Annotated in this window: 11 protein-coding genes; all 11 read right to left on the bottom strand. The window is 46.1% G+C overall.

The features are described 5' to 3' along the window. Positions 1 to 2: 2 nt before the first annotated feature. The 11 genes from gatA to nuoB all read right to left on the bottom strand — a co-directional run bounded on the left by gatA (position 3) and on the right by nuoB (position 11,986). Entirely contained in the window at positions 3 to 1,472 is a 1,470-nt protein-coding gene (gatA, locus tag T355_RS0106420) for an Asp-tRNA(Asn)/Glu-tRNA(Gln) amidotransferase subunit GatA (RefSeq protein ID WP_027397043.1), read from the bottom strand. A gap of 16 nt (positions 1,473 to 1,488) precedes the next feature. Beyond that, positions 1,489 to 1,779 (bottom strand): Asp-tRNA(Asn)/Glu-tRNA(Gln) amidotransferase subunit GatC, encoded by a 291-nt coding sequence (gene gatC, locus T355_RS0106415; protein WP_027397042.1) that lies wholly within the window; start codon positions 1,777 to 1,779, stop codon positions 1,489 to 1,491. A gap of 293 nt (positions 1,780 to 2,072) precedes the next feature. Then, a complete protein-coding gene (locus T355_RS0106410; protein ID WP_027397041.1) occupies positions 2,073 to 2,972 on the bottom strand; it encodes a DUF4392 domain-containing protein in 900 nt (299 codons plus the stop codon). Between the two features lie 27 nt (positions 2,973 to 2,999). Then, positions 3,000 to 3,833 carry a putative hydro-lyase gene (locus T355_RS0106405; protein WP_231482998.1) on the bottom strand — a complete coding sequence of 278 codons (834 nt, stop codon included), beginning with the start codon at positions 3,831 to 3,833 and terminating at the stop codon, positions 3,000 to 3,002. 12 nt (positions 3,834 to 3,845) lie between these two features. Next, the gene (locus tag T355_RS0106400) at positions 3,846 to 4,937 is read right to left on the bottom strand and encodes a biotin-dependent carboxyltransferase family protein (protein ID WP_027397039.1); all 1,092 of its coding nucleotides are present in this window, start codon (positions 4,935 to 4,937) and stop codon (positions 3,846 to 3,848) included. After that, entirely contained in the window at positions 4,918 to 5,613 is a 696-nt protein-coding gene (gene pxpB, locus T355_RS0106395; RefSeq protein ID WP_037329929.1) for a 5-oxoprolinase subunit PxpB, read from the bottom strand. The genes T355_RS0106400 and pxpB overlap by 20 nt, the downstream gene beginning before the upstream one ends. Further along, positions 5,613 to 6,512, bottom strand: coding sequence for a 5-oxoprolinase subunit PxpA (locus tag T355_RS0106390; RefSeq protein ID WP_331279585.1), 900 nt, complete (start codon positions 6,510 to 6,512; stop codon positions 5,613 to 5,615). Before T355_RS0106390 ends, pxpB begins: the two co-directional genes overlap by 1 nt. Before the next feature lie 5 nt (positions 6,513 to 6,517). Next, positions 6,518 to 7,378, bottom strand: coding sequence for an aminotransferase class IV (locus T355_RS0106385; RefSeq protein ID WP_027397036.1), 861 nt, complete (start codon positions 7,376 to 7,378; stop codon positions 6,518 to 6,520). A 176-nt stretch (positions 7,379 to 7,554) separates the two neighbouring features. After that, positions 7,555 to 9,012 carry a beta-Ala-His dipeptidase gene (gene pepD, locus T355_RS0106380; protein WP_027397035.1) on the bottom strand — a complete coding sequence of 486 codons (1,458 nt, stop codon included), beginning with the start codon at positions 9,010 to 9,012 and terminating at the stop codon, positions 7,555 to 7,557. A 31-nt stretch (positions 9,013 to 9,043) separates the two neighbouring features. Continuing rightward, positions 9,044 to 11,062 (bottom strand): OPT family oligopeptide transporter, encoded by a 2,019-nt coding sequence (locus T355_RS0106375; protein ID WP_027397034.1) that lies wholly within the window; start codon positions 11,060 to 11,062, stop codon positions 9,044 to 9,046. 183 nt (positions 11,063 to 11,245) lie between these two features. After that, positions 11,246 to 11,986: an NADH-quinone oxidoreductase subunit NuoB gene (gene nuoB / locus T355_RS0106370; RefSeq protein ID WP_027397033.1), complete on the bottom strand. Its 741-nt coding sequence runs from the start codon at positions 11,984 to 11,986 to the stop codon at positions 11,246 to 11,248. Between the last annotated feature and the right edge of the window lie 15 nt (positions 11,987 to 12,001).

Here is a 12,001-nt window from a genome sequence, read left to right as displayed (position 1 = left end):
GCTTAGTTACCTCCCAACTGAGCGCGGTCATTATGGAATGACTGACTCTGCTCATAAGTGTAGGCCACACGGAGAATAGTCTCCTCGTCCAGGGCCTTACCAATAATCTGTAAACCGATTGGCATATTGTCGGAGCTGTAACCACATGGTACGGAAATACCAGGAAGACCAGCAAGATTAAGAGGAACCGTGCAGGCATCCTGCAAATACATTTCCAGTGGGTTGGAAATCTTCTCACCAATCTTATAGGCAGGGGTTGGTGCAGTAGGACATACAATTACATCCACCTGCTCAAAGGCCTTATCGAAGTCCTCCTTAATAAGGCGACGAACCTTCAGGGCCTTCAAGTAATAGGCATCATAGTAACCAGCACTAAGGGCATAGTTACCAATCATAATACGGCGCTTAACCTCCTCACCCAAATACTGGGTACGGGTCTTGGTCATCATCTCAACCAAATCAGCAGCATCCTCAGCACGCTCACCATAGCTTACGCCGTCATAGCGGGCAAGATTGGTAGCAGCCTCAGCTGGGGAAATAAGATAATATGTAGAAATAGCATAATCGGTATTTGGCAGGGAAATCTCAAGGATTTCAGCACCCAGCTCCTTCAGCTTATCAATAGCCTCACGAACGGTCTTTTCCACATCAGGGTCCATGCCCTTTACGAAGTATTCCTTAGGAATACCCACCTTCAGGCCCTTAACATCCTCCACCAGAGCCTTTGTAAAATCAGGTACTTCCTCATTTACGCTGGTGGAATCCATTTCATCACGGCCGGAGATAATATTTAAGATATGAGCACAGTCAGTAACATCCTTGGTTATAGGTCCAATCTGGTCCAAAGAGGACGCATAAGCCACCAGACCATAACGGGATACACGGCCATAGGTTGGCTTCATACCTACAACACCGCAGAAGGATGCTGGCTGACGGATGGATCCGCCAGTATCGGAGCCCAGGGCCCATACAGCAGTACCAGCAGCAACAGCAGCGGCACTACCACCGGAGGAACCACCAGGAACACACTCAGTATTCCACGGATTGCCGGTTTTCTGGAAAGCGGAATTCTCAGTGGAACCACCCATGGCAAACTCATCCATGTTGGCCTTACCAATAATAACAGGGTTCTGAGCCTTCAGCTTGGTCATAACGGTTGCATCATAAGGAGCAACGAAATTCTGCAGAATCTTGGATGCACAGGTAGTCTTTACACCCTTGGTGCAGATGTTATCCTTAATGGCGCCAGGGATACCTTCCAAGAAGGAAATGGTCTCACCCTTGGCAATCTTCTCATCTACGGCCTTTGCCTGGGCAATAGCCTCGTCACGGGTAATGGTCAGATAAGCCTTAACATCACCCTCCACCTCATCAATACGGGCCAAAACTGCTTCAGTAAGCTCCAGTGAGGTTATTTCTTTATTAACAAGCATGTCATGCAGGACATGTGCTGGCTGTTCAAATAATTTCACAGTGCTGCCTCCTAGTTTAGTCTTCCAATACCTTTGGAACCTTGAAATAGCCATCTTCCTTAAGTGGCGCATTGGACAAAGCCAAATCGCGATCAAGGGATTCCTTCACCACGTCCTCACGGAACACATTGCTGATAGGCAATACATGGGCCAGTGGCTTAATATCGTCGGTATTAACGGCGCTCAGATTGTCAAAATACTCCAGCACATCATTGAGCTGCTGGGTGTACTGAGCCTCCTTGTCAGCAGGAATATCCAGACGGGACAATACTGCTACATTTTCCATATCCTTCTTGGTAACCTTCATTTTATCACCATCCAAATCATATATTTGATATAGATTTCATTGTTTACACACAGAAGCAATTATATCATAATATTAGGCTAATTTAAACCGCTGAAACAAAATTAGGGCAGGTGATAGCTGGCTATCGCAAGAACACGTCACTAAAATTATTTTTTGCAGAAAATAAAATAGCGATAAAAATTATAACTCGCTCCGCCATTACAAAACTGGTTCCGCGTCTCTCAAACAGATAATTTTTATCGCTAATGCAGGAATGCAAAAAATATTTTCTTAACGTGACCTGTTCAACTGCGCTAGCCAACTGTCACCTGTCCATTTATCTTGTGTTCTTCATTAAATATTGTCTGTACCTTCTTCAAAATATCCAGATGCACACTCATAGGCAGTCTGTCCACCGTAGGTCCATTTTGACGGGTGCAGCCATCCACGCTGCCGGCGGCCACAATGGCCTTAATGAGCTTCTTTTCCATTTCCTTGTCCGAAAGGAGATTTTTCCCATGCTTTAGGCTGAGAAGGGCACATATCCCCCAGCCCCACCAGTTGGATACACCTGATACCAAGGGGATTTGGGCGCACTCCGAGGCACAGATTTCCACTCCATGGGGCACCTTGGCCTCAATAACATCTCGCAGGGCTCCCATGCCGATTTCATTGCCGCCATCACCAATGGAGATGGTAATCACTCCCCGTTTTTTTGCTTCGTCAATTATACAGGAGCAATCCGTCAGCATATCATCTATTATTTTGCCCCCCATATTATGATAATGCCCATCCTTGGCCTTCCCCGGCCGCTCAAGGGTTATAAGATGGGTGGGTTTAAACTTGTTCAGCAAACGAATAATAAAGGCTTCCGTTTCTTCATAAGGAATAAGAGTTGGACGGGTTTTACAGCCAATGGTTTTCAGTGCCGCCTCAAAGGGTCTGTACCCCTGACTATCCGTCATGGGCATAACAGATATCCCCAGCTTCTCCAGGGCCACGGCAATATTTGCTGTCCCCAATGGGCCATCCGTTTCTCCTATCCATTTATTTTCACCCAGACGGGTGGGAAAGCCTGTCAAAAGTATAACCCTTTCCATACTGTCCAGGGCCTTGTCCAATTCCCTTACGGGATTTGGTGGCATGGTGGGAATTAAACCACGCTTCCCCGGGTCTTCCTTCATTATACTGTCCAGCTTCTCATAAAAAGTCATGATGCTCACTCCTCATAATGCTGTTGTTTATTTTTTCTTGCTTTCCAAAAAATCATTTATTTCACTATTCAGCTTGTTGGTAATAAACATGCAACCAGGAGCATGTGTTATTACCAATGGCAGCTTGGCATGTTCAATCACAGCCTGAGGGGTTACCCCGCAAGCCCAAAATACAGGAATTTCACCTGGCTTAAAGGATACAGGGTCACCATAATCCGGCTTTAGTACATCCTTTATTCCCAGCTTTTCCGGATGCCCTATATTCACTGGGGCACCATGAACATTAGGAAAACGACCGGTTATGGCATCGGCTATCATGGCATTCTGGGCCGTCATTGGCCGCATGCTCACCACCAGCTCACCCTCAAAGATTCCCGCTGGCTCACACATGGTGGTGGTCTTAAACATGGGAACGTTGCAACCCATGGATATATGACGGATGTCAATATGAGCCTCCATTAAAGCTTCCTCAAAGGAAAAGCTGCAACCAATAAGGAACACCACAAAATCATCCTGCCAATATGGGGTGGCATCAGTAACCTCCTTGGTAAGCACTCCATTTTCAAAAATGCGATATTTCGGTATATCTGTAAGAATATTGGCGCCTTCACCCATATCCTTCACAAATTTACTGCCGTGAATTACCTCCAGCAGCGGACATGGCTTTGGATTTTTTCTGGCGAATTCCTCAAAATCCCCAGCGTATTTTTCCGGCAATATTACCAGATTGGCCTGGGCATAGCCATTGGCCATACCAGAGGTCTGGCCCGTTATTTCCCCATTTCTTATTTTTATCCATAAGTCCTCAGGACGCATATCTCCATATTCCGACACCGTAACCGCCTCCCTTTTTGCTTTCACTTGATTATCTTCTCATTTTACTTCTTCCACAGACACCCGAAAAAGTTGTCCGTCAATTTTCAAATTATAATTCCTTACCCCGGGCCGGCTGTCCGGCCATTCTTCATCTTCTGTGTCCTTATCCATAAGTGCAATCTGCTCCTTCATGGCCAACCGAAATTGAACGTAAATATCCTGGGCTTCCTCCACTGAAATCACCTTAAAGGTTATCTTACTGCCAGGAGAACACTGGGCTAAAAGGGGCAAATCAGCCGAAATAACCGTAGCCACCTTTGGATAGCCGCCGGTGGTCTGATGGTCTGCCATCATAATAATTGGCTGTCCATTTGGAGGCACCTGTATGGAACCAAATACTATGCCATCAGTAATCATATCCCTTTGGGTGGCACGCTGAATTATATCCCCCTCCAAACGATAGCCCATGCGGTCAGAATCGTTGGATATGGTATAAACTGCACCATCAAGGGCTTTTACCGCCTCCGGGGTGAAATAATCATCCTGTGGCCCTAGCACAATACGTATTTCATGGCTGTCACCGTGATTATTTTCCTGCCACAAATGATGATGGGCCATATATTCATGATCCGTATGGCGGATATGGGACTTCCCGGAAATAATGGCCTTGGCCAAATCTGTGGGCCTTCCCGTATTCAGCACTTCACCGTTATACAGCTTGCTGCCTTCTGCGCCGCCTATTCCCAGCTTTAAATTGGTGGAATGGCTTCCCAGCACCAGCGGAACATCGATGCCACCATCTATGGCTATATAAGCTCTGATCCCTTCATCCATGGAGGCTACCTTAATATGCTGCCCCTTATGAAGAATCAAGGACTCATAGGCATGAACAGGCTTATTATCTACCAAAACCTTTGGTTCACCACCTGTTACTGCCACCAGCACATCCTCACTGGCCTCCAACTCCGGTCCCAAATAGGTACATTCCAGCAATGGGGCATCATCCTCATTGCCTACCAAGGCATTGGCGATACTGGCCGAATATCTGTCCATATCCCCGGATACCTGCATACCGCTGGCCTGATAGCCCATTCTCCCCTTATCCTGTATCGTGGTCATAAGTCCACTGTTAATCACCTTTATGCTCATTTTCCATCGCCCTAAATTCTTCTTTGGTAATTGGTTTAAATTTAATGTACTGCCCAGCCTTTAGCAGCACAGGTTCATTACGATTCACGTCATATAGCTTTAATGGGGTGCGGCCAATAATCTGCCAGCCACCAGGAGATTCCACGGAATAGATACCCGTCTGCTCACCGGCTATGCCCACACTGCCCGCCTCAATTTTAAGGCGGGGACTTTGCTTCCGGGGTGTGGCAATGGCCTTGTTCATCCCCCCCAGATAGGGAAATCCCGCCACAAAGCCCAGCATATAAATGGGATATTCCGGCTCAGAATGGAGCTTTATAACCTCCTCCTCGCTGATATTATGGGCTCTGGCAACCTCTCCCAAATCAGGGCCATATTCACCGCCATAGACCACGGGAATTTCCACCACCTGTTTTGGTGGCATTTCCACCTCATCCAACTGAGTTACCAAGGCTTCCAGCCTGTCCCGCAGCTGCCCATAGCGAAGGTCCATAGGGTCATATTGAATAAGCAGGGAGCAATAGGTGGGTATCAGCTCCACAATTCCCCTGATGGGCTCCCGCTCCAGCACCATTTTCAGAGCCATAACCTTATGATTAATTTCCAGACTGATTTCCTGGCCGAACTCCACAGATACAGCGCAGTCACCTACAGTAAGAATTCTCATAGCTTCCATTATTTCAGGCTCCTAACCTCTATTCCAGCACCTTCCAGGGCTTTGCGGATATTTTGTACCAACTCAATGGCCTTTTCATTATCTCCATGAACACAGATGCTGTCTGCCTTTATATTGATTTCCTTACCATTAATGGAGATAACCTTTCCCTCCTTGGCCATTTTTACAGCCCTTTCCATAGCCAACTGAGGATCATGAATCACAGCTCCAGGGAGCTTTCTGTTTACAAGGGAACCATCATCATTGTAGGCTCTGTCTGCAAAAACCTCACTGGCCACTTCAAGGCCGCACTTTTTAGCTGCCTCTAGCATAACCGAGCCAGCCAGTCCCATAAATATAATGCTCCTGTCAACAGAGGCAATAGCCTCGCAAATACCAGTGGCAAGAGCTTCATCCTTAGCCGCCATGTTATAAAGGGCGCCATGGGGCTTAACGTGCTGAAGCTCCATTCCATGTCCCCTGGCAAAGGCCATAAGCGCCCCCAGCTGGTATTTTACATAGGCCCCGGCCTCCTCAGGAGTCACGGTCATAGGACGACGGCCAAAGCCCATTAAATCCGGAAAGCCTGGATGAGCTCCCACAGCCACTCCATGCTTTTTGGCCAAGGCCACAGTCTTTTCCATAATAAGGGGATCTCCGGCATGCCAGCCACAGGCCACATTCACAGAAGTAACATGGGGTATGACCGCCTCATCCATACCCATGGTATAGGCACCAAAGCTCTCGCCCAAATCACAATTCAAATCCACACAGCTCATTTTTTCCTCCATTGGTAAGCGTTTTTCCTCAAATACAACAAAGGGACCCACATCCCAAAAGAAGCAGGCCCCTGTTTTCTTAATGTGCTGAGCCTCATCGCTCACATATTCAAATTTGTTATCAATAAAATCTGTAATCACTTTAATCAGCCATTCAGCTTGGTACAGCCGGTATATTCAAAATATTCCCTAATCAGCTCGTCCTTAAGGCGGTTTCTGGTCTTAGGGTCCTTGTTCCCCGCCGGTTTGCCGTCCACAGTATCAGCAAAGGTAAGGAAGTTTGAGGATGAAGTTACAAAAATCTCGTCTGCATCCATAAGCTCCTCCAAAGTGTATTCCCGCTCGTAAACCGGAATCCCCAGGCGATAGCAGGCCTGAATCATGTGGGTCTTGGCAATACCCCGTAAAATATACTGGTCATTTGGATGGGAAATCACTGCCCCGTCCTTTAAAATAGAAACATTGCTGTGGGCACACTCAGTAACTATGCCCTTACGATGGAGAATTGTCTCCGTGACGCCCTTATGATGTGCCTCCTGGGAATATAAAACAGCAGGGAGGAGATTCAGGGTCTTCACATTGCCGTATTCAAAACGCAAATCCTCATGGGTCTGCACCTTTATTGGATTTTCCATATCACCAATTTTGGAAGGGCGGATGTAAACCCACAGCTTGCCCACCATATCCTTGCTATATACATGGTCCCGGGCTGCCAGTCCACGGGTAACCTGCCAATATACAAAATGGGTATGGCCTTCCACCTGCTTGGTCAAATCCTGCAGGAGCTTCTTTAATTCATCCTTTTCCATAGGAATCTTAATATCCATAATATTTGCACTGGTATAAAATCTGTCCAGATGATCCTCTACCAGATAAGGAACGTGATTACCGGCTGGTGTAGCCTCATATACACCATCACCAAAGAAATGAGACCGGTCATTGAACGGTATCATCACTTCATCAGGGGTACCTAACTGTCCATCATAATAAGCTAATTCTTTAAACATATAATCACTCCTATGATTAAAAAATTAAGAAACACTTTTCCTTGGCTACATTTTATCATTTGGCAAAGTTAATTGCCAGACTTTTCCAAAAATTAAACAAAAGAAAAAGACAGGCTCCCTTGACAAAGGAACCTGTCATATCTGTATTTCTACAAAATTATGCGATAATTTAATTTTTATTCAGCCAGTCGGCCCATGGTTTCCACAATAAGCTTAATCTGTGGTGGAATGGTGGCCAGCTCCAGTCTTTCCTTTGGACTATGAATATCAAAGGTGTTTACGCCAATGGATACCACATCCAGCTCTGGATTTTTCATAACATGATAGCCACACTCCAGCCCCGCATGGATGGTTTCCACCTTCATCGGCATCCCATTCTGGGTCTCAAAAACCTCCAGCATCACCTTGGCCAGCTTGCTATTTTGATTTTCCTTCCATCCAGGTGCCTGATTATCTATAACAGCAGTAAAGCCAGCCATCTGAGCCAGTATATCCGCCTGAAGGATAAACTCATCTATCTTGGCATCATTGGAGGAACGAGGGAAATAAGCAATACTCAACACTTCCCCATCCTTCAGCTTCACCATGCCGATATTGGCAGAGGTTTCCACCAAGCCTGGTACCACCTGGGACATGGCATATACCCCACTATGCAAGGAAATCAACAGACGAATGATACTATCGCGGTCATCCTCACTCATAACCCGCTGAGGCTGAGCAGCAGCAGTAAGCTCAAACTCAATACCATTATCTACAGCACCGTATTTATCAAGACAGCTATCGCGCTCAGCATCAATAACCTCTTGGACAACCTGGTCCTCAGCCATGGTGGAGATAACCACCTCTGCTTCTGCAGGAATGGAATTTCTTGCCTTGCCCCCTGTAAAAGAGGCCAGCTCATAGGATATACCAGCCTCATCAAGGGCATTAAGAAGCATAGCCATAATGCGAATGGCATTTGCCCGACCTTTATTGATTTCCATGCCGGAATGACCACCAAGAAGTCCCTTGAGGTGTATCTTATATGCCTTATTGCCAGTAGGTGCTGAATATTCCAGCTGACGATTGAAATCAATATTAACGCTGCCGGCAGATCCCACGGTGAGCTCGTCATAGTTTTCCGAATCACAGTTAATGAGATACTGGGCATCCTTTAGATATTTGGCATCCAGATGAACGGCACCAGTCATTCCCTGCTCCTCATCCACAGTGATTATGGCCCGCAGTGGTCCGTGTTTTTTCAGATTCTTCATAATATAAAGAGCCTCTGCAACACCAATACCATCATCGGCACCCAGGCTGGTACCATCTGCAGAGAGGAATTTTTCATCCCGCACCAGCTTTATAGGGTCCTTTAACGGATCATAATTCACACCATGATCTGCCACACAAACCATGTCCATGTGACCCTGCAATATAATTTTTTGGGCAGACTCCATGCCATCAGTGGCGGGCAAATCAGCTATTACATTATTTACCTCATCCTGATGTACTTCACAGCCGATATCAGAAAAGGCTTTCACCAAATAGTCGCTGACTGCCTTCTCATGACCAGATTTTCTGGGAATCCTGGCCAGCTGAGAAAATTCTTCCAGCACGCCATCTATAATCATTTCATCTGAATAATCCAACATCACTACATTCGCCTCTTAAATAAAATATAAATCAATTGTTTGCGTTGCCCTTAACAATCTTCACAAAAATGGCCATTACAACCATAAATACAATAAAGCCCAACCAATCAGCGACAGCTTCAAAACCGGAAATAGCCAGTGGTGCATCACTACCGCCACCAGATATGGATACTACTATAATACCAGCCAGTATTACACCGATAATTGATTCACCAACTATCAGACCAGAAGCAAACAGGGTACCACGGCGCAGGCCCTCGGCTTCTCCCTCTTCTCCCTTGGCCTTTCTGACACTCTTATTTACAAAGTAGCCCATAACTGCACCAATTACCAATGGGAGCTGAACAGATGGTGGAAGGTAAATACCCATGCCTACAGCCAATGGTGGCAAGGCACAGCTCTTGGTGGTCTTCTTCAACAGCTGGTCGGCCAAAATCAGAACAACGCCAAGTCCAATGCCAATATAGATATATTCCCATGCCAATTCACTGGAGAAAATACCCTGGGCAATTGTAGTCATCAATGTGGCCTGTGGAGCAGAAAGAACCTGATCCGGATCCATATCGGGACGTGGCATAGCTCCTACAAAGCCATAGGCTTCATAAAGGAGATTAAGAACCGGAGCAATTACCAAAGCACCTACTACGCAGCCCAATAACAGAGCCACCTGCTGACGCCAAGGTGTAGCACCAACAAGATAACCAGTTTTCAAATCCTGCATATTATCATTGGATATGCAGGCGATGGCTAAAATAATTGAGGTAGTAAAAATTGCAGTTGCAGTAGCAAACTTTTCTCCACCTGGCATATCAAAGATGCCAAAGGAATTTGCCAGGAACAAAACTACCAGAGAAGAAACTATAATACCAATGATTCCAATACCGGAAATAGGACTGGAGGATGTACCAACCAGACCAGCCATATAAGCGCAGGCCGCTGCCACAAAGAATCCCATAAGGGTGGCCACAGCAACGCCAACAACGGTAAAGGTAAGGGTCTCATTCATAGGAAGTCCTTCGGCGGAAACAAAGACGAAGAAAATCCCCAAAAGACCTATCATAGTCAGGGCAAATACTGCTCCAATGCTCTTAAGAGACATATCAATATCCATGCGATGCAGGCCCCGTTCCTCAGAGGACATATTCACCGCAGCCAATGATTCCTTCATTCCCTCAATTACTGGCTTGGCCAGAGTAATAAGGGTCCAAATAGCGGCAACGCCCATGGTACCAGCACCGATAAGACGAACCCTATCCTTGAAGATAACGCCACCAAACTGTTCCATGGTCATACCATCTGGCAGTATTCCAGTCATGGTATAGTATGGCACAAAACCGCACCAGGCGATAATGATACCCACCAAAATAGCTAAACCAGATGTGAGACCTATCAAATATCCGGCACCAACCAATGCGCCAGAATAACCACAAGCAATCTGAGAAATACCACGGCCTACAGGGAACCACAGAGAAAGACCGCCAGCTATCACCTGAAAGCCATTGGTCAGCAATGCTACAATACCAGAAATAATACTTCCGGCCATAATTTCCTTAAGACCACTGCTCTTGCCATCAGTATCCTCGGAATGGCTGCCAGCCTTCAAGATTTCAGCTGCTGCCACGCCCTCAGGATAGGCTAAATCACTGTGTACAACCATAGCCCGTCGTAATGGTATGGTAAATAATACGCCCAGACAGCCACCACACAGGGAAACCAACAGGGTCTGCCAAAATTCAAAGCCCTGCCAATAACCAATCATCAGCATACCAGGAATAATGAAAATAATTGCTGAAAGAGTACCAGCCGCTGATGCCTGGGTCTGTACCATATTATTTTCCAAAATATTCGCATCCTTGGCCATCTTTAAGACCGCCATGGATATTACCGCCGCCGGAATGGCGGAGGAAAAAGTAAGTCCTACCTTTAGTCCGAGGTATACATTGGATGCAGTAAATATCACTGTAAGTAAAGCGCCCAGCAGCATACCACGAACTGTGAGTTCAGGCAGACGCAATTCGTGTTGCATAAACTCATTCTCGTCGTGTTTCATAAAAACAATCCCCCTAAATTTTATGTATCTGTATTTATACAGTGAACACAGTTACATATTATACCATAAACGGTAAATTTAATATAGGTTTTGCATGTATACATGTAATATTTAGGCAATTTAATTTTAATTTTCCCACCAAAAAATCGGACTGCAATACGCAGCCCGATTCATGTAAATTAATTATTTCATTTTTTCCTTTAGCATATCAGCAGCCGCCAACAATCCCATAATCATGGCTGTTGGTCTTGGAGGACAGCCTGGTACATATAAATCAACCGGCACCACCTTATCAGCGGCTCCTACAACTGCGTATGTGTCACCATAGGTTTCGCCACCAGCTGCACAGGCACCACAGGCCATTACCAGCTTTGGCTCTGGAAGAGCATCATAGGACATCTTAAGAGCCTGCTCCAAATTACGGGTTACCACGCCGGTCACCATTAGCATATCCGCATGTCTTGGAGATGCCACAAAATGAACACCATAGCGATGCAAATCGTAAACAGGATTACTCATGGCCCCCATTTCAAAGTCACAGGCATTACAGGAACCAGCATCTAAATGACGAACATGGAGAGAACGCCCCAGCTTCTCCTTTAACACATCCTGTAAAACCTCCTGGCCGCTTTCCAGCAATACTGGCAGAGCATCCTCATGCTTATGCTGAAGTCCGGACTCATTTATGGCCTTATTGGCACAGGCCTCCACACAACGACCACAAAAAATACATTTCTTGTAGTCAATGGTATAATCTTCACCAGATACAGCAAAGGCCTTTACGGGACAAACAGCGGCACACGCCTTAAGTACATCACCATTAGCACTGCCCTCTATTGGCCCTCTATATCTATCACTGCCTGCCAGAGAGATTTTCTCAGTAGCCAGCTTGTCTTTAAAAATACGTTCTAAAACCTTAAACATAGCTTTTACTCATCT

This window comes from Anaerovibrio lipolyticus LB2005 (genome assembly GCF_000621545.1).
GTDB classification, from domain to species: Bacteria; Bacillota; Negativicutes; order Selenomonadales; family Selenomonadaceae; genus Anaerovibrio; species Anaerovibrio lipolyticus_A.
The sequence above is the reverse complement of the archived record's forward strand: the minus strand, read 5'-3'. Positions and strand labels throughout refer to the sequence as shown.